Here is a 23,315-nt window from a genome sequence, read left to right on the forward strand (position 1 = left end):
TGGACCAACCAGAAACCGGCAAATCGCGAAAGCGCAACCTGGAGCATTCGATTGGCTATTCGAGTCGCGCAATGGGCAACCGGCGCCGTGGGTCGCGCCGCATTACAGGAGCTGATTGAGAATCCTCATTATCAACTGGTGGGTGTGCTGGTGTACGACCCGGCGAAAACCGGCGTGGACGCGGGCGCACTCTGCGGGCTGCCGGCCACGACGGGCGTGATCGCCACAGCGGACAAGAACGAGATCATCGCGTTGGGAGCCGACGTCGTCGTGCACGCGGCCAGCAAGGCCCACGCCATCGAGACGAACGCAGAGGACATCTGCCGCCTACTCGCGGCGGGCAGCACGGTCATCACCACGACGTCGTACAACCACCTGCCCACCTACGGCGCGGAAACCCAGTCGGCTTTCGCCAGGGCCTGCCGGCAGGGTGGGTCGCGGTTCCACGCCGCGGGCGAGAACCCCGGCTTCATGTTCGAGCGACTCGTCGCGACGGTGACGGGGCTGAGCAAGACGATCGATCGAATCGACCTCTATGAGGCCACTGACGTTTCAGCCGTCGACAGTCGGCCGATGCTCGTCGACCTAATGGGCATGGGCAGGCCGCCGGAAGACGTCAGCATCGATTCCCCGATCATCAAGAAACTCGACATGGCCTACCGCCAGGCGCTCAATGCCACCGCCGACGTCCTGGGGATCACCTTGTCGCACATCGACGTTTCGGTCGACGCCACCACGCTGCCCTACGACATCGAGGTTCTCGCCGGCACGATCGAGGCGGGAACCGTTGTCGGGCAGCGGTTCTCGTGGGTCGGCCACTGGTCAGACCGTCCACTGCTGGCCATCCACGAGGAGTGGGTACTGACCCGCGACCTTCCCCAGTGGGGTATGGCACCGCTGGCGCCCGGCGAGAAGGCGCCGCTGATCCGTGCGGCCATCAAGGGTGAGCCGAGCTTTGAACTCCAACTCGATGTGGGGTCCGGTGGCCCGACGCCGGCGGGCCAGCATGCCATTCCGGGTCACCTGATGATCGCGATGGGCGCGGTTCGCGCGATTCCCTATGTGCTTGCCCAACCACCCGGCATCGTGACCGCACCGGTGTTCGGCGCCATCCAATTAACTTGAGGCGAGAGCAACCGCGCGTGCGATGTGGTCGCTGGGCGCAGCATGAAAGACGTGTGCGCTGCCGTCGGGCAGCACCCGTCGGGCCACGAGATAGTCAGACCCCATCCAGCCCTGGCGGATGAAGCGGCCGAACCGCAGGAATGTTCCCGGGGCGCCGCTGGCCGATGGGACGAGCTTCACCTGCTCCAGCCCGTTCTTCACGCCCTCCCCGGTGAGCGGTCGCGCAGCGGCGAGGCCGCGCACGATCACCGTGGCCGCGTCGTGGGACAGGCCCGGCATCGAGTGGCCGGGCCGACGACCGTAGCGGGACTCGAAGCGGTCGAGGAACGCCTGCCCGACGGTATTGCGTTCGTCGTAGCTGTCCAGGCCGATCCAGCCGGACAGGTGCCGCATCCACTCCGCGCTGATGTGGGCCATTTCGAAGGCGGTCGTCGTGTAGCGCGGTGGATCCCAGCCCACGGCCAACAGGGCATCGGTAAAGCCCCAGAGGCCGTGCCCGAACCCGACATGCACCAGCGCGTCGGGCTCCGCTGCGCGCATCGCGCTGACCGTCTTGGACTTGTCGGCTTCCACCTGAGGAATCGCTACGGTGGCAACGACCGTCAAACCCGCTGCATCGTAGGCCCGTTGAGCGAAGGCGAGATATTCCTTGCCGATCAGCGACGACTCGTAGGCAATGGCGATCCGTGACCGGCCGTCGCCGATCATCACCGCGGCCAGCATCACCGGCTCCTCAGCCATCGAGCCATTGTTCAGCGCGAAGCACCAGTCGCCCAGCGCGCCCTCCGACCCGGAGAGAGTGACGATCGGAACCCGTGCGGTGGCGTCGACGTGGGATCGCAGCGGCACCACGTTGTCCGATACCCAAGGCCCGTAGATGGCCAGGCAACCCTCCGTCACGAGCTCGTCGAAGGCGCGTTCGACCGCCAGATAGGTGCCGTTGGGCAAGCCAACCACGTTGCGAGTGACGAGTTCGATCGGCCGGTCAAGCAGTCCTGAGGAATGGGCTTCGTCCATCACCAGCCGCAGCGCGTCGACGCTGTCGTTGTCGGTGTCGCCGGTGGTCGGATAGTCGTTGAGCAAGCCGACTTTCAGTGGAGCAACCGAACCGTATGCGCGAACCTCGTCGTGTGCCATAGCGGCAACATACAGGACGAAGGTTGTGCGAGACCGATGACAACTTTCCCACTGCCCGAAAACAGTGGTTTACAAAAATTGCATATCACGCTTTCTGCGATGCTAGCCTCGGTTGGGGTTGCCTGAAGGAGACGCAATGACGCTGGTATCACCGCTGGAATCCCGCACGTCACCTGCTGAGCAGAAGTACCGCGTAATCCAGTGGGGCATGGGCAATGTCGGCACGCTGGCGCTGCGCCACTTCGCACACAACCCCGTCTACGAGGTGGTCGGGGTGCTCTGCAACCGGCCGGAGAAGGTCGGCAGGGACGCGGGTGAGCTCGTCGGGGTGGCGCCGATCGGTGTGCTTGCAACCACCGACAAGTCCGCTCTGGAGACACTCGACGCCGACTGCGTGTTCTACGCGCCGTTGTGGTCGGACGTCGACGAGATCTGCCGCTTGCTGCGCGGGGGCAAGAACGTCGTCGCGTCCGGCGGCGCATGGTGGTACCGGACGGAGACCAACGCCGCCGACATCGACAAGATCGAGGCGGCCTGCCAAGAGGGTAAGACGTCGTTTCACGGTGGTGGGATCCATCCCGGCTACGCCGCGGACCTGCTCGTGTTGACCCTGTGCCGCATCGTCAGCCGGATCGACCACATTCACATCTACGAGGTGGTGAACTTCAACAAGGACACGTTGAAGTACCTCGACGAGATGGGGTTTGGCAAGGCTCCTGCCGAGTTCGAGCAAGGCAACCTCTTCGGAACCGCATGGTCGCTGTTCGCGCAGTCGCTGACCATGGTGGTGGAGGGCATGGGCAAGACCGTCGAAAGGTTCACCACGGACGTCAAGCTCGGCCTGGCGACCCGCGACATCCCGTACGAGGGAACCGAGGAGATGGATATGCCGGGTCTGACGGGTGTGATCAAGAAGGGCACCGTGGCCGCCCAGCATCACGAGTGGACGGCGTGGGTGGACGGTATGCCGTTCATGACCCTGCACGAGCTGTATTCATTCATCGAGCACGACGCCATCGACCCCAGACCGGAGTGGGACGGTTACTACCACTACCGGGTGGTAATAGAGGGCGAGCCCGGCACCGAGTTGATACTGCGTGGCGCCGCGGACGAGCACGGTGACCACGGCAACCCTGGTTACACCTGGACGGCGATGGAGCCCGTCAACGCGATTCCGGCTGTCTGCGACGCACGGCCGGGGTTTATGAGCCACAAGGAACTTGGGCTCATGTCGCTGCGGGGTCTAGTGCGCTGACCCAACCCGGCCCTCAACATACAGATTGAATGTTGCTACGATCGTCGTCATGGCAAAGCGCGGTGGGGCGGACGACGATCGGCGCGCCCGAGGCGAGCAGACCCGTCGCGACCTGATCGATGCGGGCCGGGAACTGTTTGTGGAACGTGGATACTTCAACACGAGCATCGGCGACCTCGTGACGAAGTCCGGCGTCGGCACGCGCGGCGCGTTCTACCACCACTTCAAGGACAAGGCCGAGCTGTTTCGCGCTGTGTTCGAAGACGTCGAGAATGACCTCACGCTTCGATCCATCGCCGCTCCCCCGCCGGGGACAGACCCGTGGGAACGGCTCACGAGCGGTCTGCACGGATTTCTCGAAGCCGCACAGGAACCCGCAGTACAGCGGGTGATCCTCGTCGATGGACCGGTGGTGCTGGGCTGGCAGACCCTGCGCGAAATCCAGGAGGGCAACAGCATCGCCCTCATCAACAACGTGGTCCGCGAGGCGATCGCGGCGGGCATCATCGATGATCAACCCGTCGGTGAGCTGACCCACATGCTAGTCGCCGCGCTCGAGGAGGCCTCGCTTCTTGTCGCGCATGCCGCAAATCCCGCCAAGGCGCGCCGTCGGGCCGCGAAGATCCTCGACCGGCTCCTGCTTTCGTTTGCCGTCGACCCCCGAAAAGCATTGCGGCGGTGATCATTCTGCCTAACACATATGGACGAGCGCCGGGGTGTGAAAATGCTTATTTCCAGAAAGCGAATATAGTACTTCTGCATCACTGATAGCGTCGCTCTCGACCTCTGTACAAGGAGACCCATGCAGCCCGAAGACATGATCTTGGTAAGCGTCGACGACCATCTGGTGGAGCCTCCGAACCTGTTCGAGGGGCGGGTAGCGAACAAGTACGCCGACGATGCGCCGCGAGTCATCCTGCTGCCCGACGGCTCGGAGGTCTGGACCTTCAACGGCGCGATTATTCCCAACATCGGCCTCAACGCTGTGGCGGGTCGCCCACGCGAGGAGTACGGCATCGAACCCACCGCCTTCGACGAGATGCGACCGGGGTGCTACGACATCCACGAGCGGGTCAAGGACATGAATGCGGGCGGTGTGCTCGGGTCGATGTGCTTCCCGTCCTTCCCCGGCTTCGCCGGGCGGCTGTTCGCCACGCACCCCGACAAGGACCTCGCCCTGGCCGTCACCCAGGCGTACAACGACTGGCACATCGACGAGTGGTGTGGGTCCTATCGCGGACGCTTCCTGCCCATGGGATTACCTGTGTTATGGGATCCGGAGTTGTGCGCCAAGGAGATCCGCCGCAATGCCCAGAAGGGCTGTCACTCAGTAACCTTCACCGAGAACCCCGCCACCCTCGGCTTCCCGAGCTTCCACGACAAGTACTGGGATCCGATGTGGCGGGCGCTGTCGGACACCAACACGGTGCTCTCGGTCCACTTGGGGTCGTCGGGCAAGATCACGATGACCGCCGACGACGCCCCCATCGACGTGATGATCACCCTGCAGCCGATGAATGTCTGCTCGGCCGCCGCGGACCTGCTGTGGTCGCGCGTCATCAAGGAGTTCCCCGACGTCCGGTTCGCACTCTCTGAGGGCGGCACGGGGTGGATCCCGTACTTCGTCGACCGCCTCGACCGCACCTACGAAATGCATCACTTGTGGACCGGCCAAGACTTCGGCGCCAAACTTCCCAGTGAGGTCTTCCGGGAGCGCTTCCTGACCTGCTTCATCGCCGACCCGATCGGAGTGAAGCTGCGCCATGACATCGGCATCGACAACATTTCCTGGGAGTGCGACTACCCCCACTCCGACTCGTCGTGGCCTACCGCAGCCGAGGAACTCGCGCTGGTCATGGCCGGGCTACCCGACGACGAGATCAACAAGATCACCTACGAGAACGCTTGCCGATGGTACTCCTTCGACCCATTCGAACACCGCACCCGCCAGGAGTGCACGGTGGGTTCCCTGCGCGCCGAGGTCGGTGAACACGACGTCGAGATCCGCAGCTTCGATCACGGCCGGTTCGAGCGCACCGCGGGCGCGACCCTCGGCTCCGTCAGCGCCAAACTCGATGTCTGACGACGGACAACGATTGCGGGTCGCAGTCGTCGGCGCCTCCGCCGGCCTCGGCCGATGCATCGGCACGGGACTGGCAAAACGGGGGGCCCACATCGCGCTGCTGGCGCGCCGATACAACAGGTTGGTCGATGCCGCCAAGGAAGCCGGCAACGGTGCGGTGGCCGTCGCCTGTGACGTCACGGTCACCGACGATTGCCAGAACGCGATGGCCGAGGCGGTCGGTGCGCTCGGTGGCCTCGACGCCCTCGTGTACACGACCGGCATGGGCGTGCTTGCCCCTCTGCGTGATGTGACCGCCGCACAATGGGCGCAGTTATTCGCCACCAACGTCACCGGCGCCTCGCTCGTCACCGCCGCCGCCGCGCCACACTTGACCGCGGCGGCAGGCTCGGCCGTATACCTGTCGTCGCTGAGTGCGTCCTACACGACTCCGTGGCCGATGCTCGGAGCCTACGCAGTTACCAAGGCCGCCTTGGACAAGCTGGTCGAGGCCTGGCGCATCGAACATCCGGAGATCGGCTTCACCCGTCTCGCCGTGGGCGACAGCCTCGGGGGCACCGGCGACGCGCAGACCGAGTTCAACAAAAGCTGGGATCCCGACGTTCTGGAAACGGCCATCAGGTACTGGATGGAAAACAAGTACATGCTCGGCGGTCTGGTTGAGGCCGAACATCTGACCGAAGTCGTCCATTCCGTCATCCGTTGCGGCAATACCAGTTTCATCCCTCACCTAACACTGGCCCCGCGCGCCTCCGACGCAGTGAAGGAACTCCGGCAATGGTGAACCACGAATCGCGAATGCTCATCGACGGGAAGCTCGTCGAGTCCGAGACCGGACGTCAGTTCGACAACATCAACCCGGCGACCGAAGAGATCCTCGGCACTGCCAGCGACGGGACCCGCGCCGATATGGGACGCGCCATCGCCGCGGCGCGGCACGCGTTCGACAACACCGAGTGGTCACGCAATGGCGATGCGCGTGCCGCCGGACTGCGGCAACTGCAGGCAGCGCTGGAAGCCGAACGCGAGGAACTGCGCACCGAACTCGTCGCCGAAGTGGGCTGTCCCGTCTTGTCCACTTACGGACCCCAGCTCGACGTGCCCCTAAACGAAGCCCTTACCTGGCCCGCGGATATGATCGGCGAATTCGCTTGGAAGCGTTCGCTTCCCGACAAGGACGCGTTCGGCATTGGCAGCCTCACGACGCGGGAGGTCTGGAAAGAACCTATCGGCGTCGTCGGTGTCATAACCCCGTGGAACTTCCCTCTCGAGATCATCCTCAACAAGATCGGCCCCATCCTGGCGATGGGCAACACGTGCGTGTTAAAGCCCGCACCCGACACACCGTGGAACGCCACCAGGATCGGCCGTATCATCGCCGAGCACACCGACATCCCGCCCGGTGTCATCAACATCGTGCCCTCCTCTGATCACCTTGTGGGCGAGGTGATCTCGACGTCTCCACTGGTCGATATGGTGGCGTTCACCGGCTCGACGGCCATCGGTAGGCGCATCATGGCTGATGCTGCCCAGACGCTCAAACCCACCTTTCTGGAACTCGGCGGCAAATCCGTGTACCTGGTCCTCGACGAGGACGGTGACATCAGCGGCGCGGTGGGCGGCAGCGCGTTCATCTGCATGCATGCCGGGCAGGGCTGTGCAATGCCCACCCGCCTGCTGGTACCCAACTCGCGCTACGACGAAGCGGTTGAAATCGTCAAGGCCGCAATGGAAAAGAACAAATATGGCGACCCCACGGATCCGTCGGTGCTGCAGGGCCCATTGATTTCCAAGAAACAGCATGATCGGGTCCTGGGCTACATCGAGAAGGGCAAGCAGGAAGGCGCCCGGCTGGTCACCGGCGGCGGGGTGCCCAAGCATCTGCCGAAGGGTTATTTCGTCGAGCCAACCGTGTTCGCGAACGTCGACAACAAGATGACCATCGCGCAGGAGGAGATCTTCGGGCCCGTGCTCTCGGTCATCGGATTCGATGGCGACGACGACGCCGTGCGGATCGCCAACGAGTCGATCTATGGCCTGTCGGGCGTGGTGTTCGCCAACGACCTCGACCGCGCCAAGTCCGTGGCGAGTCGGATCAGAACCGGCACGCTCGGGATCAACGGCGGCCTCTGGTACGGCGCAGACGCGCCGTTCGGCGGCTACAAGCAGTCCGGCGTCGGCCGACAGTGCGGCATCGAGGGACTCGAGATCTTCACCGAGACAAAGACCGTCGGCTGGCCCGCGTCCTGACCGGACTCCCACCCAACGAAAGAGACACGATGAAGTCCAAAGCAGCAGTGTTGCGCGGTGTCGGCGTGGACTGGGAAGTCACCGAAGTAGAACTCGATCCGCCACACGCAGGCGAAGTTGTGGTCAAGATGGCTTACGCGGGGATCTGCCACTCCGACGAGCACTTCTACACCGGCGACAGTGTGCCGACCGCCGAGATGGAAGCGGTGATGCGCGCGTCCGGCCTTCCCGTGCCCGAATGGTTCCCCATGCTCGGCGGACACGAGGGCTCTGGCGTCGTCGAAGCGGTCGGCCCCGAGGTGACCGCGCTAAAGCCCGGTGACCACGTCGCCGTCTCGTTCCTGCCCGCCTGCGGCAACTGTCGATGGTGCGCCACCGGTTACACCTACCTGTGCGACGTCGGCGCCGATATCTACAACAAGGCGATGACCACCGACGGCACTCGGCGTCGCCACCTCGGAGATGAAGACCTCATGGCGATGATGCAGGTTGGCACCTTCTCCGAGTACGTGGTGGCATCCGCGCGCTCGCTCGTCAAAGTGAATGACTGGATCCCACTAGAGGCCGCCTCGCTGGTGTCTTGCGGCGTGACAACGGGATTCGGGTCGGGATCGGTCGCAGCAGGTACCCAAGTGGGCGATACCGTCGTCGTGATCGGCGTCGGCGGAATCGGTATGAACGCCGTGCAGGGCGCAAAGGTTGCGGGTGCCAAGCACATCGTCGCCGTCGACCCCAACGAGTTCAAACGCGAGATCGCACCGACGTTCGGCGCCACCCACACCGCCGCCGACACCACTGCCGCGCTGGAATTGGTCAAGGAGATCACCTGGGGTGTGATGGCCGACCGGGTCGTCCTGACACCCGGGGTCGTACCCGCGGACATGGTGTTAACGGCGATGATGCTGTTACGCAAGGGCGGAACCTGTGTGCTGACCGGGATGGCCAAGCTCGCCGACATTATGGTGCCGATGATGCTTGGCGACATGGTCAGCTCGTGCAAGACGTTCAAAGGAGCGCTCTATGGCGAGATGAACCCGCGCGAGGCCATGCCGAAACTGTTGTCGATGTACGAGGCTGGCCTGATCAAGCTCGACGAGCTGGTCACGCAGAAATACAAGCTCGACGACATCAACGAGGCCATGAAAGACCTTCGCGCGGGCAAGAACATCCGCGGCGTCATTGCCTTCGAGTGACCTAACCTCGTGTCCGCTTCCGCCTTCCAGTGCCCCGGTGTCCCCCGAAGTCAGCTGTTTGTATTCCGGCCCCGAGGGAGCATCCTTAGCAAATGGATGCTGTGAAGCGAACGAGACCCTGGGTTCGGCTGTGCACCAGCGTGCTGGCAGGTGGCGGGTTGGCCCTATCCGCTTTCGGACTGGTCGACGGCTCCGACTCCAGGGCCCAGGCGACCCCGGCCCCGAGCTATCACTGGTGCCCAGGCGATCAATGGGACCCGGGGTGGGGCAACGTCGAGGACTGGGACTGGAATCGCTGCCACGACTGGCAACACGCGGGCGGTCCATTCGGTCCGGCGGGCTGGGGACCATGGGGCCCCCCGCCGCCGTGGGCGCCGCCGCAACCGCCTCGACCGTCCTGGGCGCCGGGGGCCAACCTGATGTGGAACCCCACTGCCAATGACTGGGGATTCTGGAACAACGGAGTATGGACTCCGATCTAGCCGACGTATGAGCCGGATGCGGCTGTAGCCTGCGGTGCGGCCGCATGCCCGGCGCCCGGCACAGAGCCCGGGAAGCCGCCCGCGCGGCGCGCCCTCACTCGCCTGCGGGCCTGGCGTTTCCCTGCGACGCAGAATCCGAACCGTCGGGATTGTCGGACGCCCCGTCGGAGTCGTTCTGAGGCTCGTCGACAGATGCGGCTTGCGGGGGCTGTTCGTCGCCTTCTGGTGGCGGCTGTTCGGCGGTGGTCACTAGCTCTCCGTCCGTGCGTTGGGGTTGATGTCAGCTACCCAGGTTCGCGGCGCAGGAAACTGCAAAACTCGCTGGCGAATGCCGAACTAACCAACGGCAACATGATAGGTATCGGTGCGCTTTATCTGCCGTGTAGCTGTTCGTGGGCGCTGGCCAGCGTGTTTTTCGGAATCACTGGACACATGACGGACCTGGCCGCGGATAATCGGCAGGTGGCGTCAACGGTGACGAATCTAGTTCGGCGGGTGGGGACGACGCTGGCGTGCGCGGTGATGACGGTCGGGGCGGGCTCGATAGCCGCGCACGCCGACGACAATCCCTCGCTGCCGGCGTTTACCCCGCACCCGTCGGAGTGGTAACCGAATTACAACGGTGTGCCCGTACAACCTGTGGCAGGTTCGCGTCACCCCGGAGCAGATCACCGCCGAGCGCGATGCCTGCCAGTGGTTCAACGCGCAGTACGGCACGCTGATGGGTCAGGTGTTCGGATTCCAGCACTACCTCGCAGACCACCAAGACCTCTGGACGGTCCCCGGTGTGCAGGCCGCGGGTGGCACGGTCAAGGCCAACCTGGACCAGTCCGCGGCTTTCCTCAATTCCCGGGTGCACACCCTGTACGTCACCAACTACCCGGATCAAAGCCAGTATTCGCCGCTGTACAACGGCGATTCTTTCTACCACTTGTGGTTTCAGTTCACCCAGATCAGCGACAAGATCAACCAGAAGCCGGCGTGTGCAACGGCGCCTAGCGCATGGCGTCACCGAGCGTGCGCTAAGGGCGAGAATTTGGCCAAATTCTCGCCCTCACTTCACACTCAGCGCGCTCGCCCACGCGCCCCACCCACCCATCGTCGAGCCTGCGCTCAGGGACGAAAAAAATCACCGCCACGTCACACTCGCTGAGTCAGCCCCATTGTGCCGCAAATGATTCGACGACCTCAACCAGCTGATCGGCGGCTTCCCAATTCAGCAGGTGCCCAGCACCGGGCACCGTGACAAGCCGCGCGCCGGGTATGCCCGCGGCGAGTCGGCGCGAGTGGCTCGGCGGCGTCGTGCGATCCGCGGAACCGACCATCACCACGGTCGGCACAGCGATCTCACCCAGCCGCGGATACCGGTCCTCGCGGGAGAACGCCTGCACGATCGGGACCAGCGGTCCATGCTCGTCAAGGTGCTGCCTGAACGCCTCGAGAAACACCGAGACCATCGCCGGCGAGGGGCACGATCCGCATTGTGCCGACAGGAACAATGTCCCGAAGGTGTTGTTCCGCAACAGCTTTCTCAGTATCCCGCTTTCCATCAGTGGGATCTGCAGCCGATTCTGCGGCGCGCCGTCGAAGACCCGGCCCGCCCAAGTCGCGAACGGCACAAACCCGCGCAACCGCCGCACCAGCTCGGGGTGGTCGATCATGGCCCGGATGCTGACGAATCCGCCCATCGAGTGGCCGACGAGCACCCCGTCACGAACATCGAAGTGCTCGAGCACCGCGGCGACGTCGTCGCCCATCAGCCGCGATCCGATGCCATCGGACCCCAGCGTCGAACGCCCATGACCGCGCTGGTCGAACGCGATCACGCGGTAACCCCGCGCCAGCAGCTGGTCCCACACGACGTTCCACTCGAGCGCGTCGGCGGTGTAGCCATGGACAAGGACCACCGTGCGCCCGTGCCGCGCGATCAACGCGCGCAACACCGTCCCGTCCGGGCGGGTGATCAGGACCTCCTCACCCGCTGGTTCGGCGGAAAGTCGTTCGCGCGGATAGGGGTCCGGATTACGCTCGATCCAGGCGATCCGCGCCCGCGCACCGGCCCAACCAGCCAAACCGAGCGCCGCGCAACATACTCCGACGACCCAGACCATCAACGCCGGCGGTATCGCTCGCGCAGTTGCGGATCGTTCTCCCACCACAACCCCGACGGGGCGCCGCCGTCGTCCTCGACCGCCTCGGCTGCGTCGGCCGCGTCCAACTCGGCATCCACCCGGGTCGCGTGCTCCTTCTCGTCACGCGACAGCGCGCGCATCAACAGCAGCACGAACGGCACCCCGACCACGTCGCCGAGGATCCACAGCACACCGGCACCTATGGTCTGGTCCAACCGCGCATCGGGACCCCAGGAGCGTTGCAGCCCCGAGTAATACGCCGCGGCGATCAATGGCCCCTGCCAGATGACCAAGCCCAGGATGCCGTCACCGAGGGCCTCACCGACGGTAAGTAGCAACGAGATCAGCTGAGAATACTTGCGCGGCACAGGATCCGCTTGCAACCGGGCGTAAAAATACCCAAATCCAACGGCTACCAACAAAAGTCGAGTGGGCGCTCCGACCCATTCGCTGCGCAACGCCGCCGTGTACCAGGGCGTCAGATAAAGCAACCACGGCGCGCCCAGCATGGCCAGCGACGTGGTCGACGGGTGTAACAGGACGCGGGCAAAACGGCTCGCCAACAATCGATCGACCCGCGCTGCGCCGGCCGGGCCCAGCCCGGCACGCACCACGGTGACGGGCTTGGCCTGTGCGATGAAGACCGGGACCACGTAGAGGAGCAGCAACACCTGCAGCGCGCGCATCCAGAACAGGACGTAGGCGTAGGCACCTACCGCGCTCATGGTGGCCAGGACCCACACCACGAGGCCGACGCCAAAGCACCACGCCCGCCCGGATTCGACCGGCTTCGCCCCCGCCCGCCGATAGCACCACGCGTATCCGGCGGCGAGCAGCACGATCACCACCGCCGAGGGCGCGTCGAGATGCGTGGTCCGCAAGACAGCGGCCCAGGTCAGTGGGCCGGGGTCGACATCCATGTCCAACAGCGTATTGCGCTACGCCGCTGCTACACCCCGTCGGGTTTAGGTCCCGGGACTCCACCATCGGTGATGGCCTTGGGGCAGTACGCCTCGGCCGCGATCGCCGCGAACTTGCCGGCACCGTCGCCCTGGAATCCCGGGTTATTGTCCTGCAGGCTCTTGACGACGTCCGCGCCACTCATCCCCGATGCGACCAGACTGCACACCGTCTTGCCGGCCCTGATCGCACTTTCCGGATCTTGATACGTCACGCCGGCTTGTCTGAGTGTGACCAGGAAGGCTTGATCGGTGCTGTCGAGGTCCGCCTTGGCCGGGGCCGCCGTGCCGAACACGGCACCCGTTGCCACGCCGAAGCTTGCCAACGCCAATACGAGTCTCATGACCCGGCAATTCTGCCAAAGCGGTGGCCAGTGCGCATCCGCTGCGGAAAACCGGACCACACCGGGGATCCGGCCAGCAGGTTCCATATTTGGGACGGCTTGCTAGGCCGCCGGCGCTCGCGAGAATCGCGTCGATCGGGCGGGCGGGCGACGGCTTCCCGGCGACCCGGGTAGCTCGTCGACCGGTCGCCGCTCCGGGGTCTCCCAGACGTCGCCGTCGAGAACGCCGGGCAGGTTAGCCTCGCTGGCGACAAAGACCGGCAGTACGTCCCGCGCGTATTGACGGTGAAAATCCTTCAGCGCCGCGAACGCCCACTTGCTCAGCAGACAAATTGCGGTGAGGTTGACGATGGCCATGAGTGCCATTGTCAGATCGGCAAGCGCCCAGACCAGAGTGAGCTTGGAGATCGCGCCGAAAACGATCGAGAGCAGCGTGACGACTTTGAGCACGTTGATGGCCAGACGGCGGCCACCCAGGAAGAACAGGTTTGCCTCGGCAACCACGTAATTGCTCAATACCGAGGCGAACGCGAAGATGAAGACCACCGAGGTCATCAACACCGTGGTCCACGAGCCGAGGCCGGCGGCGATCGCCGACTCCGTCAGGCTGGCCCCGGCAACGGCTCCCGAACGCGCCGGATCGTAGATTTCGGGGCCGGACATCAAGACGATGAACGCCGTCGCCGTGCATATCACCATGGTGTCGACGAACACGGCGAACGCTTGAATCAGGCCCTGTTCCACCGGATGCGACACGGTCGCGGCACCCGCGATGTTGGGCGAGCTACCCATCCCCGCCTCGCACGCGAACAGTCCCCGCTTGACCCCGGTGACCATCGCGACCACGATGCCGCCGCCGAAACCACCTGCCATTTGCCTGATTCCGAATGCGCCGCCGAGTATCTCCTCGACGACCCCCGGGAGTTGGGTGATGTTGGCGGCCACGATCGCCAGCGCAAGCAGCGCGTACAACAGCGCGACCACGGGCAGGACGAGTCCCGCGAACTGAGCGACGCGGCGCACTCCGCCAAACAGCACCGGCGCCGCCAGGATGGCGAGAACCGCTGCTGTCCAACCGATCCCGACACCATGCGACGACTTCAACACCCCGCTGACCGCGTTGGTCTCCACCATGTTGAAGGCGGTCGCGAAGGTGATTACCAGCAGCATGGCGAAAACGATCCCGCCCATTCGCGACCGCAGCCCGCGCTGGATGTAGAAGGCCGGCCCGCCCCGAAAGGTACCGTCGGCCGATCGGACCTTGAAGATTTGCGCGAGGGTGGCCTCGACGATCGCGGTCGCCATCCCGATCGCGGCCACGACCCACATCCAGAAGATCGCCCCCGGCCCGCCGACGGTAAGCGCCAGCGCGACGCCGGCGATGTTCCCGGTGCCCACCCGCGAGGCAAGGCCGACACAGAACGCCTGAAAGGAGGAGATCCCACCGTCCTGGTCGTGCGCTCTGCCCAGTTGGCGGATCATGCGCCCGAAGTACCGGATCTGGATGAACCGGGTGCGGACCGTGAAATAGATTCCGGCACCGAGCAGCAAATAGACCAGGACGTGTGTGTTCAGGGCATAACTGAGCGGATCCACCAACAGCGACTGAAGGAAGTCCAAACCCCGCCCTTCCTGTGAATTGGCCGCTCTTCGTCGCAGAATCGTATGTGCGAAATGTTGAGGACACGTTTCCTGAACCACGTGTCGGTAGCGGCCTTGTTAACAAAGGTGCAGGCCGTCCGGCAAATGTTAGGAGGCGCCGGCCCCGAGCGCCTTGGGACAGTAGACGTTCGCCGCGATCGCGGTGAACTTGGCGGCGTGGTCGGCGGTGAGGCCGGGGTTGGCGGTTTGGATCGTGCTGACGACGTCCACCATCTGCTTGCCCTGGCTGACCATGGTGCACACCGATTTGCCGGCGGTGATCACCCGCCCCGGATCGGGATAGCTGATGCCGGCGGCCTGCAGAGAGGCCAGGAATGCATCGTCGGCGCTGTCAGCGCGCGCCGGCGCGGCCGTGCCGATCACGGCGACAAGGCTGGTCAAAATCGCGGCGACGAGGGGTTTCACAGCGCTCTGATCGTCGCAGAGCGGCGCTGACTCCGCATCTCGTGGTAACAGAACTCTCCCCTTTGCGTCGGCTGGTGTGCAATTATGCGAAGGTCCCCGCAAAGGGTGCTCAGGAGGCAAAGATGCAGCGCTGGCTAATCGCCCTGTCCACCTTTCTCGTTGCCGCCGCGGGGATCGTGGCACTCGACGCTCCGCGCGCCTGGGCGGGCGATGCCCCGATCGGCCACATCGGAGACACCCTGCGAGTCGACACCGGCACCTATGTCGCCGACATCACCGTCAGTAGCGTCGCGCCATGCGACGCTCCGCCGGGATTCGGCTACACACGTAGCGGAGTCCCCATCAAGAGCTTCCCCGGCAGCGTGGTCAACCGCGCCGACGTGACGATCCGCGCGGTCCGGGTACCGAATGCGTACATCATGGCGACCGATTTCAGCTTCGACGGCGTGACCCCGTTTGCCGACGCCTACAAGCCGCGGGCCACCGATGCACCCGACGAGCTGGACAACGTGCTGGGGAACGCACCGCAGGGCGCGATCGTTCGCGGCGGAGTGTACTGGGACGCCTACCGGGACCCGGTCTCCAACGTCGTGCTGGTGGACAAGAAGACGGGCGAGCACCTGGCGCAGTGGAACCTGTGAACCAGGGCGCAGCCGTTCTGGTCGACCCGTTCGAGCTGGCTGCGATTGCGGCACAAACCTTTCCGTTGGCGTGCCCGGCATCGGTGAGCGCCGAGAACGTCGCCGCATTCATTGACGCCCACCTTTCGCAGGCGCGCTTTGCCGAATACCTCGCCGACCCGCACCGCGCGATCCTTACCGCTCGGTACGACGGCCGAATCATCGGTTACGCCATGCTGATTCGCGCTGAGGATGCGAACGTGGAGCTGTCAAAGATCTACCTGTTACCGGACCACCATGGCACCGGAGCAGCGGTGGCATTGCTGGAAGACGCGCTGGCGACGGCGGTCGCGTGGGGCGCCGACCGCGTTTGGCTGGGCGTCAACCAGAAAAACCAACGCGCACAACGCTTTTACATCAAGCACGGATTTAGGGTCAACGGTACCAGGACGTTTCAACTCGGCGATCATGAAGAAAATGATTACATCATGGTTCGCGAACTTGGGTGACCCCGGCTGAAGTCAGGGCGAGCAGACGCGAGGACGCCCGCAGGTACTTCTTGCGGTATCCGCCGGCCAGCATTTCCTCGCTGAAGATGGTGTCCAGCTTGGTCCCCGACGCCACCACCGGGATGCCCGCGTCATACAGCCGATCCGTCAGCGCGACCAGGCGCAGGGCCACGTTCTGATCATCAATACCGTGCACGCCGGTCAAGAACACCGCCGTCACACCCTCGATCAGCGTCAGATACCGCGACGGATGCATGGTGGCCAAATGCGCGCACAACGCGTCGAAGTCGTCGAGGGTAGCCCCGGGCACCGCGTCGGCTCGCGCCGTCACCTCCCGATCCGACAACGGCTCCGGTGCCGGCGGCAGGTCCCGGTGCCGGTAGTCCGGCCCCTCGATCCGCACGGTGGTGAAAATCCTTGCCAGCGTGTTGATCTCGCGGAGAAAATCCTGGGCGGCAAAGCGGCCTTCACCCAGCTGTTCGGGCAGCGTGTTGGAGGTGGCCGCCAGCGACACTCCCCGCTCGACCAGCGCCGAGAGCAGGCGGGAGATCAGCGTGGTGTTGCCGGGGTCGTCGAGTTCGAACTCGTCGATACACACCGCGGTGTAGTCGGCCAGCAGATCGATGCATTCGGCGAAGCCGAACACGCCGGCCAGCTGGGTGAGTTCGGAGAATGTCGCGAACGCCTTGGGCGCCGTGCCGGCCTCCGGCAGCTGGTAATACGCCGAGGCCAACAGGTGGGTCTTGCCCACTCCGAACCCGCCGTCCAAGTACAGCCCGACGCCGGGCAACACCTCCCGTTTGCCGAAAAGCTTCCTGCGGCCCGCCCGACGCTCGACGGCCTGGCGGCAGAACTCCTGGCACGCCACGACGGCGGCAGCCTGGGTCGGTTCGGCCGGATCGGGACGATACGTCGCGAAGCTCACCTGCGCGAACGTCGGCGGCGGGCGCAATTGGCCGATCAGGCGCTCCGGAGACACCGTCGGTTGCCGATCCACCAGGCAGGACCCGTGCATGCAGGCACTGTAGCGACGTGCTGCAATCAAACCCATGCCCGACTCGGAAGCCATTCGGCTGAAGCTGCTTGGATCGGTGAACGAGATCGAGGACGCCGAACTTCCCCGCCTGTACGACTATCCCGAAGACCTGGACGGCTCGTACGTCCGGGCCAACTTCATCGCCAGCCTCGACGGTGGCGCCACCGCCGACGGGAAAACCGGCGCGTTGGGCGGACCCGGTGACCGATTCGTCTTCCACCTGCTGCGCGAGCTGGCCGACGTCGTTGTGGTGGGCGCCGGCACCGTGCGGATCGAGGGTTACTCCGGCGCGAAGTTGGACGTCGCCCGGCGCCAGCAGCGGCAGGCCCGGGGCCAACCCGAAGTCCCGCAGCTGGCCGTCGTCACCAAGACGGGCCGCCTCGACCGCGACATGCCGATTTTCACCCGCACCGAAGTACCACCGCTGGTGCTGACCTGCACGGAGGCCGCCGACAAGACGAGTCATCAGCTCACGGGCCTTGCCGACGTCGTCGACTGTTCGGGCGACGATCCGGCCAATGTCGACGAGGCGGCGCTGCTGGCGAACCTGCGGGCTCGCGGCCTTCGCCGCGTCCTGACCGAAGGCGGCCCGATGCTGCTCGGCTCGTTCATCGAGCGTGACATGCTCGACGATCTGTGCCTGACGATCGCACCCTACGTCGTCGGTGGCCTGGCCCGACGCATCGTGACGGGCCCGGGTCAGCTGATGACACGGATGCGCTGCGCGCACGTGCTGACCGACGACGCCGGCTACCTGTACACGCGTTATGTCAAGGCGTGACAGCTACTGTGGTCGGCATGACGCGGCACCTCACGTCCGCCACGATCCTCGTGGCGGTCTGCGCAGCGCTGGCCGGCTGTGTCCCGGCCTGGGGTGCCGACCCGCGGTTCGCGACCAACGCCGATGCCCGACCGCAGGGCGCCGCCACGACGACGCCCCCGCCCGCCGGCCCGCCGGCCATCGCCGCACCCAAGAACGAGCTCTCCTGGCGTGACTGCACCGCAAAGGTGTTCGGCAATGCGGCGGTCCCCGCGGCGCCGGGCGTCAAGCTGGAGTGCGCAAGCTACGACTCCGACCTGGACCCGATCAACGGCGGATCGGGAACGATCAGCATCGGCGTCGTGCGCGCCACGTCGAGTCAGACCCCGAAGGACGCGGGCCCGCTGGTCTTCACAACCGGGTCCGACCTGCCGTCGTCGACACAGCTGCCGGTGTGGTTGTCTCGGGCCGGTGCCGATGTGCTGCGCAGCCATCCGATCGTTGCGATCGACCGCAGGGGAATCGGCATGTCGAGCCCGATCGACTGCGTCGACCGCACGGATCGCCTGATGATGCGGGAGCAGGCGCAGTTCCAAACCGGTGACGATCCGGTGGCCAACCTCTTCGACGTGTCGAGCACGGCGACCCAAAACTGCACCGATGCCATCGGCTCGGGCCAGGCCGCCTACGACAACACCCACGCGTCCTCGGATATCGAGCGGCTGCGCAGCCTCTGGGACGTACCCGCACTGGCGATCGTCGGGGTCGGCAACGGCGCGCAGGTGGCGCTGGCCTACGCGGGATCGCGCCCGGAAAAGGTAGCCAGACTGATTTTGGACTCCCCCGTCGCGCTGGGCATCAGCGCCGAAGCAGCGGCCGAACAGCAGGTCAAGGGCCAGCAGGGGGCGCTCGACGCGTTCGCAGCACAGTGCGTCGCCATCAACTGTGCCCTGGGCGCGGACCCCAAGGGCGCCGTCGCTGCCTTGCTCAACTCCGCCAGGAGCGGCAGGGCACCCGGCAACCTCTCGGTCGCGGCGGTGGCCGCCGCCATCACCTGGGCTTTGGGTTATCCCGGCGGAGACCGAGTGGGCACCACCACGAGCCTGGCCAACGCGTTGGCGGCTGCGCGCTCCGGTGACATCAGCCAGCTGAACAACCTCGTCGACCGCGCGTATGCCAGTCAAGGTTCCGACGGTCAGTTCATCAATGCATGCAGCGACGCACTCAACCGGCCCACCCCGGACCGGGTGCGCGAATTGGTGGTGGCCTGGGGGAAGCTGTATCCCCAGTTCGGCACGGTCGCGGCGCTCAACCTGGTGCAATGCCTGCACTGGCCCAGCGGTTCGCCGGCGCCGCCGCCGAAGGATCTCAAGGTCGACGTTCTGCTGCTGGGTGTGCAGAACGATCCGATAGTGGGCTCCGAGGGCGTCGCGGCCACGGCGGCCACGATCATCAACGCGACCGCGGCCAGCAAGCGGGTGATGTGGCAAGGCATCGGTCACGGCGCCAGCATTTACTCGTCGTGCGCGGTGGCGCCGTTGTCCGCTTACCTGGACACGGGCAAGCTGCCTGGAACCGACACGTATTGTCCCGCCTGACAGTTGGCTGATGCTCAGGTGCCGGTCTCCCCGGTGTACGGTGCGCTGGTGACGGCAGCTGACCCCACCGGCTTGCGCGAATCCGTACTCGCCGCATTCCGTCCCCGCAGCAGCGCTCCGAGTGCAGCCACGATCCTTCGCTCCGTGCTCTGGCCGGCCGCCATCCTTTCGGTGCTGCACCGCAGCATCGTGCTCACCACCAACGGCAACGTCACCGACGACTTCAGACCCGTCTACCGCGCGGTGGTGAACTTCCGGCGGGGCTGGGACATCTACAACGAGCACTTCGACTACGTCGACCCGCACTACCTCTACCCGCCCGGTGGAACCCTGTTGATGGCGCCGTTCGGATACCTGCCGTTCGCGCCGTCACGCTACCTGTTCATCCTGATCAACACCGTGGCCATCGTGCTGGCCGCCTACCTGCTGTTGCGGTTGTTCAACTACACGTGGCGCTCGGTGGCCGCACCGGCCCTGCTGCTCGCGATGTTCTGCACCGAAACCGTGACCAACACACTGGTTTTCACCAACATCAACGGCTGCGTCCTGCTGCTGGAAGTGGTCTTCCTGCGGTGGCTGCTGGACGGGAGAGCCAGCCGGGAATGGTGGGCGGGGCTGGCGATCGGGCTGACGCTGGTGCTCAAGCCGGTGCTAGCTCCGCTGCTGCTGTTACCGCTGCTGAACCGCCAGTGGCGTGCGCTGGGAAGTGCCCTGGTGGTCCCGTTGGTGATCAATGTGGCGGCCTGGCCGCTGGTCAGCGACCCGATGAACTTCATCACCCGCACGACGCCGTACATCTTGGGCACCCGCGACTACTTCAACAGCTCGATCGAGGGCAACGGCGTCTACTTCGGTCTGCCCACGTGGCTGATCGTGTTCCTGCGCATACTGTTCACGCTGATCGCTGCCGGGACGCTCTGGCTGCTGTATCGCTACTACCGCACCCGCGACCCGTTGTTCTGGTTCACCACGTCGTCGGGCGTACTGCTGTTGTGGTCGTGGCTGGTCATGTCGCTGGCGCAGGGCTACTACTCGATGATGCTGTTCCCGTTCCTGATGACCGTCGTGCTGCCCAACTCGACGATCCGCAATTGGCCGGCCTGGCTGGGGATATACGGCTTCATGACGTTGGACCGGTGGCTGCTCTTCAACTGGATGAGGTGGGGCCGCGCGCTGGAATACCTGAAGATCACCTACGGCTGGTCGCTGTTGCTGATCGTGGTGTTCACCGTGCTCTACTTCCGCTACCTGGATGCCAAGACGGAGAACAGGCTGGAGGCCGGTATCGATCCGGTGTGGAGTTCTCGCGCCCGGTGATCGCAAGCGCGGCGAAGCCGGGCGCAGCGGGTCACCGCGATTGGCGCGCGCTAGCGTGGATGCATGACTTCTGACTTGTCGCATCCCAAGGTGCAGCTGACCGACGATGAGTGGCGCAAGAAGCTGTCGCCGGAGGAATTTGACGTCCTGCGCCGCGCTGGCACCGAGCGCCCCTTCACCGGCGAGTACACCGACACCAAAACCACGGGCGTATACGAGTGCCGGGCGTGTGGGGCCGAACTGTTCCGCAGCACCGAGAAATTCGAATCGCATTGCGGTTGGCCGTCTTTCTTCGACCCGTCCAGCTCCGACGCGGTGATCCTGCGCCCCGACGATTCGATGGGCACGAGGCGAACCGAGGTGCTGTGCGCGAACTGCCACAGCCACCTTGGTCATGTGTTCTCCGGTGAGGGCTATCCGACGCCCACCGACCAGCGTTACTGCATCAACTCGATCTCGCTGCGGCTGGTGCCCGACGGGGCGTAGTCCGCGAGTCACTTCTTTCACAGGAAGTTTGCACACACCTCTTCGTCCGCCTCCGAGCGACAACGCGGGCAGCGCGGGCGCCCCACCCGAATTTGTCGCGCGAAGGTGGACAAAAGACGACACCGTCCCTCCGGTGACTGCTGTAACGCATGAGGCGCGCCCTCAGTCCACCCGCGTGGCGTGAACTTCCCAGAAGCCGGCATGTGCGCGGCCACCCTCCAGCCACGGTTCGATAGCGCGAAAGCGCTCCAGTAGCTCCTGCGATTGGGCGGCCATGTCGGGGTTTCGCTGGGCCATCATCTCGATCTGCTCGGCACTGATGTTCACCTGGTAGGTGGTTTTGCCCAGGTAGGTGATCTCCCAGCCGCCGACAGGCAACACGTCGCGAAAATCGCGCTCCGACAACGACCGGATCATCTTGAAGCCGTTGACGTCGTGCTCACCGAACTCGAACATGTACAGCCGCGCCCCGGGCTTGGTGGCCCGCCGCAGCGCCTGCACGTAGGACTTCTGCAGCTCTGGCTCGGTGCTGAAGGTGTGGTAGAAGGCGCAGTCGACGACGGTGTCGAACCGGCCGTCCAGGCCCTCCAGCTTCGTGGCGTCGGCGAGCTGAAAGTTCACCGAAACCCCGGCCTTGCGGGCGTTCTCACGGGCCCGCTCGAGCGCCGTCTGCGATCCGTCGATACCGGTCGCCGCGTAGCCCTTGGAGGCGTAATAGATCGCGTGGTGACCGGGGCCGGTTCCGGGGTCAAGCACCGCGCCCTTGATCGCGCCCAGCGCGACCAGCTGCTGGACCACTGGCTGCGGACCACCGATGTCCCACGGCGTGGCGGCGGGCAGGCCGTGGGAGAGCCGCTCGTCGCGGTACATCTCCTCGAAACGGGCCGGGTCGGTCGGGTCGAACTCAGTCATATGCGCCGCTGCCTCTCACCGCTTCGCTCTGCATCGTCACCTGCGCGGTCACGGCAGCGAGTTCACCAGTTGTTCGACCGGCACTCGCGGGCCCGTGAAGAACGGCGTCTCCGCCCGGGTGTGGCGCCGGGCGTCGGTGGCACGCAGTTCGCGCATCAGGTCGACGATGCGGTCCAATTCCGGTGCCTCGAAGGCCAGGATCCATTCGTAGTCACCGAGCGCGAACGCGGGCACGGTGTTCGCCCGGACGTCCTTGTACTCGCGGGCGGCCATGCCGTGCTCGGCGAGCATGCGGCGGCGTTCCTCGTCGGGCAGCAGGTACCACTCGTAGCTCCGCACGAACGGATACACGCAGATGTAGTTGCCAGGCTCCTCGCCGGCCAGGAATGCCGGGATGTGGCTCTTGTTGAATTCGGCCGGCCGGTGCAACGCCACGCTGCTCCATACCGGCGTGCACGCGCGTCCCAGCGTGGTGGTGCGCCGGAAATCGGCGTAGGTTGCCTGCAGCAATTCGACGCGTTCGGCGTGCGTCCAGATCATGAAGTCGGCGTCGGCCCGCCACCCGGCGACGTCGTAAAGACCGCGCACCACGACGCCGTAGTCTTCCCGCTGCTTGAAGAACGTCGACGTTTCGTCGATCACGGCCTCACGGGTCTCTCCTTCTGCGCCAAGGTGCCCTGGACTGACCGCGAACACCGAGAACATCAGATAGCGAACGGTGGCGTTCAGCGCGTCGTAGTCCAATCGGGCCATGAGATCTATCGTGCCACGGCGCTTTCGACTGCTCTGATCGCACCGGTGGCCGCGCGGCCGGCCGCACCGATGCAGGCCGGCACCCCAATCCCGTCGAGGTAGCTGCCCGCCACCGCCAACGTCGGCGGCAGGCCGGCCCGCAGTTCGGCGATCAGGTCGAGGTGGCCGGGGCCGTACTGCGGCATCGCATCCGGCCAGCGCCGAATGCAGACGTCCACCGGGTCGATCGCGAGCCCGAAAACGGTAGAAAGGTCTGCTATCGCCCAGGCCAGCAACTCGTCGTCGGAGGCCCGGATG

The 23,315-nt window shown here is 65.1% G+C and carries 24 protein-coding genes and 1 pseudogene; 15 read left to right on the forward strand and 10 right to left on the reverse strand.

The features are described 5' to 3' along the window. Positions 1-51: 51 nt before the first annotated feature. Positions 52-1,125 carry a dihydrodipicolinate synthase gene (locus tag JO236_RS12695; RefSeq protein ID WP_323802157.1) on the forward strand — a complete coding sequence of 358 codons (1,074 nt, stop codon included), beginning with the start codon at positions 52-54 and terminating at the stop codon, positions 1,123-1,125. Here the strand turns inward: JO236_RS12695 and JO236_RS12700 are convergent. Continuing rightward, positions 1,117-2,262: an ABC transporter substrate-binding protein gene (locus JO236_RS12700; RefSeq protein WP_293330278.1), complete on the reverse strand. Its 1,146-nt coding sequence runs from the start codon at positions 2,260-2,262 to the stop codon at positions 1,117-1,119. The genes JO236_RS12695 and JO236_RS12700 overlap by 9 nt on opposite strands. Positions 2,263-2,398: 136 nt before the next feature. Here JO236_RS12700 and JO236_RS12705 point away from each other — a divergent pair, with 136 nt between their 5' ends. The 8 genes and pseudogenes from JO236_RS12705 to JO236_RS12740 form a co-directional block, all read left to right on the forward strand. Further along, a complete protein-coding gene (locus JO236_RS12705; RefSeq protein ID WP_293330280.1) occupies positions 2,399-3,517 on the forward strand; it encodes a dihydrodipicolinate reductase in 1,119 nt (372 codons plus the stop codon). 49 nt (positions 3,518-3,566) lie between these two features. Beyond that, entirely contained in the window at positions 3,567-4,199 is a 633-nt protein-coding gene (locus JO236_RS12710; protein ID WP_293330283.1) for a TetR/AcrR family transcriptional regulator, read from the forward strand. Between the two features lie 120 nt (positions 4,200-4,319). After that, a complete protein-coding gene (locus JO236_RS12715) occupies positions 4,320-5,600 on the forward strand; it encodes an amidohydrolase family protein (protein WP_293330286.1) in 1,281 nt (426 codons plus the stop codon). Then, positions 5,593-6,384, forward strand: coding sequence for an SDR family oxidoreductase (locus JO236_RS12720; protein ID WP_293330289.1), 792 nt, complete (start codon positions 5,593-5,595; stop codon positions 6,382-6,384). Before JO236_RS12715 ends, JO236_RS12720 begins: the two co-directional genes overlap by 8 nt. After that, positions 6,378-7,850 (forward strand): aldehyde dehydrogenase family protein, encoded by a 1,473-nt coding sequence (locus tag JO236_RS12725; RefSeq protein WP_293330291.1) that lies wholly within the window; start codon positions 6,378-6,380, stop codon positions 7,848-7,850. The genes JO236_RS12720 and JO236_RS12725 overlap by 7 nt, the downstream gene beginning before the upstream one ends. Positions 7,851-7,879: 29 nt before the next feature. Beyond that, a complete protein-coding gene (locus tag JO236_RS12730; RefSeq protein WP_293330294.1) occupies positions 7,880-9,043 on the forward strand; it encodes an NDMA-dependent alcohol dehydrogenase in 1,164 nt (387 codons plus the stop codon). A gap of 92 nt (positions 9,044-9,135) precedes the next feature. Next, positions 9,136-9,525, forward strand: coding sequence for a hypothetical protein (locus JO236_RS12735; protein WP_293330297.1), 390 nt, complete (start codon positions 9,136-9,138; stop codon positions 9,523-9,525). A 522-nt stretch (positions 9,526-10,047) separates the two neighbouring features. Then, positions 10,048-10,501, forward strand: a pseudogene (locus JO236_RS12740) (hypothetical protein); the annotation flags it as partial. A 178-nt stretch (positions 10,502-10,679) separates the two neighbouring features. Here JO236_RS12740 and JO236_RS12745 read toward each other — a convergent pair. The 5 genes from JO236_RS12745 to JO236_RS12765 all read right to left on the reverse strand — a co-directional run bounded on the left by JO236_RS12745 (position 10,680) and on the right by JO236_RS12765 (position 15,027). Next, on the reverse strand, positions 10,680-11,636 hold the full coding sequence (locus JO236_RS12745) for an alpha/beta fold hydrolase (RefSeq protein WP_293330300.1): 957 nt from the start codon (positions 11,634-11,636) through the stop codon (positions 10,680-10,682). Then, the gene (locus tag JO236_RS12750; RefSeq protein ID WP_293330303.1) at positions 11,636-12,577 is read right to left on the reverse strand and encodes a cytochrome c oxidase assembly protein; all 942 of its coding nucleotides are present in this window, start codon (positions 12,575-12,577) and stop codon (positions 11,636-11,638) included. Before JO236_RS12750 ends, JO236_RS12745 begins: the two co-directional genes overlap by 1 nt. Before the next feature lie 29 nt (positions 12,578-12,606). Further along, positions 12,607-12,960, reverse strand: coding sequence for a DUF732 domain-containing protein (locus JO236_RS12755; protein WP_293330306.1), 354 nt, complete (start codon positions 12,958-12,960; stop codon positions 12,607-12,609). 102 nt (positions 12,961-13,062) lie between these two features. Continuing rightward, on the reverse strand, positions 13,063-14,580 hold the full coding sequence (locus tag JO236_RS12760) for an alanine/glycine:cation symporter family protein (protein WP_293330309.1): 1,518 nt from the start codon (positions 14,578-14,580) through the stop codon (positions 13,063-13,065). A gap of 129 nt (positions 14,581-14,709) precedes the next feature. Next, entirely contained in the window at positions 14,710-15,027 is a 318-nt protein-coding gene (locus JO236_RS12765) for a DUF732 domain-containing protein (protein ID WP_293330312.1), read from the reverse strand. A 122-nt stretch (positions 15,028-15,149) separates the two neighbouring features. Between JO236_RS12765 and JO236_RS12770 the strand changes: the two genes are divergently transcribed. Continuing rightward, on the forward strand, positions 15,150-15,668 hold the full coding sequence (locus JO236_RS12770) for a hypothetical protein (protein WP_293330315.1): 519 nt from the start codon (positions 15,150-15,152) through the stop codon (positions 15,666-15,668). Between the two features lie 17 nt (positions 15,669-15,685). Then, positions 15,686-16,156: a GNAT family N-acetyltransferase gene (locus tag JO236_RS12775; protein WP_293330348.1), complete on the forward strand. Its 471-nt coding sequence runs from the start codon at positions 15,686-15,688 to the stop codon at positions 16,154-16,156. Here JO236_RS12775 and zapE read toward each other — a convergent pair. Beyond that, on the reverse strand, positions 16,134-17,207 hold the full coding sequence (gene zapE, locus JO236_RS12780) for a cell division protein ZapE (protein ID WP_293330351.1): 1,074 nt from the start codon (positions 17,205-17,207) through the stop codon (positions 16,134-16,136). The genes JO236_RS12775 and zapE overlap by 23 nt on opposite strands. On the opposite strand from zapE, the gene JO236_RS12785 reads away from it, so the two are divergent. The 4 genes from JO236_RS12785 (at position 17,206) to msrB (ending at position 21,353) form a co-directional block, all read left to right on the forward strand. Further along, positions 17,206-17,973 (forward strand): pyrimidine reductase family protein, encoded by a 768-nt coding sequence (locus JO236_RS12785; protein WP_293330318.1) that lies wholly within the window; start codon positions 17,206-17,208, stop codon positions 17,971-17,973. The two genes, zapE and JO236_RS12785, sit on opposite strands and share 2 nt — an antisense overlap. 17 nt (positions 17,974-17,990) lie before the next feature. Beyond that, complete coding sequence (locus tag JO236_RS12790) at positions 17,991-19,550, forward strand: alpha/beta hydrolase (protein ID WP_293330321.1); 1,560 nt, start codon at positions 17,991-17,993, stop codon at positions 19,548-19,550. 33 nt (positions 19,551-19,583) lie between these two features. Beyond that, positions 19,584-20,867 (forward strand): arabinofuranan 3-O-arabinosyltransferase, encoded by a 1,284-nt coding sequence (gene aftC / locus JO236_RS12795; protein WP_293330354.1) that lies wholly within the window; start codon positions 19,584-19,586, stop codon positions 20,865-20,867. Between the two features lie 63 nt (positions 20,868-20,930). Next, positions 20,931-21,353, forward strand: a complete 423-nt coding sequence (gene msrB, locus JO236_RS12800) for a peptide-methionine (R)-S-oxide reductase MsrB (protein WP_416362232.1) — start codon at positions 20,931-20,933, stop codon at positions 21,351-21,353. Positions 21,354-21,515: 162 nt separating this feature from the next. Here the strand turns inward: msrB and JO236_RS12805 are convergent, their stop codons facing one another. The 3 genes from JO236_RS12805 to JO236_RS12815 all read right to left on the reverse strand — a co-directional run. After that, a complete protein-coding gene (locus JO236_RS12805) occupies positions 21,516-22,265 on the reverse strand; it encodes a class I SAM-dependent methyltransferase (RefSeq protein ID WP_293330324.1) in 750 nt (249 codons plus the stop codon). 48 nt (positions 22,266-22,313) lie between these two features. Continuing rightward, positions 22,314-23,018 carry a hydrogen peroxide-dependent heme synthase gene (gene hemQ / locus JO236_RS12810; RefSeq protein ID WP_293330327.1) on the reverse strand — a complete coding sequence of 235 codons (705 nt, stop codon included), beginning with the start codon at positions 23,016-23,018 and terminating at the stop codon, positions 22,314-22,316. Between the two features lie 5 nt (positions 23,019-23,023). Next, the coding region (locus JO236_RS12815) for an FAD-dependent oxidoreductase (protein ID WP_293330330.1) at positions 23,024-23,315 on the reverse strand (292 nt) is incomplete at its 5' end.

The sequence above is a fragment of the Mycobacterium sp. genome (assembly GCF_019247635.1).
Taxonomy (GTDB): Bacteria; Actinomycetota; Actinomycetes; order Mycobacteriales; family Mycobacteriaceae; genus Mycobacterium.

Excerpts from the sequence above, each read along its gene's own strand:
- JO236_RS12790 (WP_293330321.1), top strand. The coding sequence starts at position 17,991 with ATGACGCGGCACCTCACGTCCGCCACGATCCTCGTGGCGGTCTGCGCA.
- JO236_RS12720 (WP_293330289.1), top strand. The coding sequence starts at position 5,593 with ATGTCTGACGACGGACAACGATTGCGGGTCGCAGTCGTCGGCGCCTCC.
- JO236_RS12805 (WP_293330324.1), bottom strand. The coding sequence starts at position 22,265 with ATGACTGAGTTCGACCCGACCGACCCGGCCCGTTTCGAGGAGATGTAC.
- JO236_RS12750 (WP_293330303.1), bottom strand. The coding sequence starts at position 12,577 with ATGGATGTCGACCCCGGCCCACTGACCTGGGCCGCTGTCTTGCGGACC.
- JO236_RS12710 (WP_293330283.1), top strand. The coding sequence starts at position 3,567 with ATGGCAAAGCGCGGTGGGGCGGACGACGATCGGCGCGCCCGAGGCGAG.
- JO236_RS12735 (WP_293330297.1), top strand. The coding sequence starts at position 9,136 with ATGGATGCTGTGAAGCGAACGAGACCCTGGGTTCGGCTGTGCACCAGC.
- JO236_RS12715 (WP_293330286.1), top strand. The coding sequence starts at position 4,320 with ATGCAGCCCGAAGACATGATCTTGGTAAGCGTCGACGACCATCTGGTG.
- JO236_RS12770 (WP_293330315.1), top strand. The coding sequence starts at position 15,150 with ATGCAGCGCTGGCTAATCGCCCTGTCCACCTTTCTCGTTGCCGCCGCG.
- JO236_RS12785 (WP_293330318.1), top strand. The coding sequence starts at position 17,206 with ATGCCCGACTCGGAAGCCATTCGGCTGAAGCTGCTTGGATCGGTGAAC.
- hemQ (WP_293330327.1), bottom strand. The coding sequence starts at position 23,018 with ATGGCCCGATTGGACTACGACGCGCTGAACGCCACCGTTCGCTATCTG.
- JO236_RS12745 (WP_293330300.1), bottom strand. The coding sequence starts at position 11,636 with ATGGTCTGGGTCGTCGGAGTATGTTGCGCGGCGCTCGGTTTGGCTGGT.
- JO236_RS12755 (WP_293330306.1), bottom strand. The coding sequence starts at position 12,960 with ATGAGACTCGTATTGGCGTTGGCAAGCTTCGGCGTGGCAACGGGTGCC.
- JO236_RS12730 (WP_293330294.1), top strand. The coding sequence starts at position 7,880 with ATGAAGTCCAAAGCAGCAGTGTTGCGCGGTGTCGGCGTGGACTGGGAA.
- zapE (WP_293330351.1), bottom strand. The coding sequence starts at position 17,207 with ATGGGTTTGATTGCAGCACGTCGCTACAGTGCCTGCATGCACGGGTCC.
- JO236_RS12705 (WP_293330280.1), top strand. The coding sequence starts at position 2,399 with ATGACGCTGGTATCACCGCTGGAATCCCGCACGTCACCTGCTGAGCAG.
- JO236_RS12725 (WP_293330291.1), top strand. The coding sequence starts at position 6,378 with ATGGTGAACCACGAATCGCGAATGCTCATCGACGGGAAGCTCGTCGAG.
- JO236_RS12700 (WP_293330278.1), bottom strand. The coding sequence starts at position 2,262 with ATGGCACACGACGAGGTTCGCGCATACGGTTCGGTTGCTCCACTGAAA.
- msrB (WP_416362232.1), top strand. The coding sequence starts at position 20,931 with ATGACTTCTGACTTGTCGCATCCCAAGGTGCAGCTGACCGACGATGAG.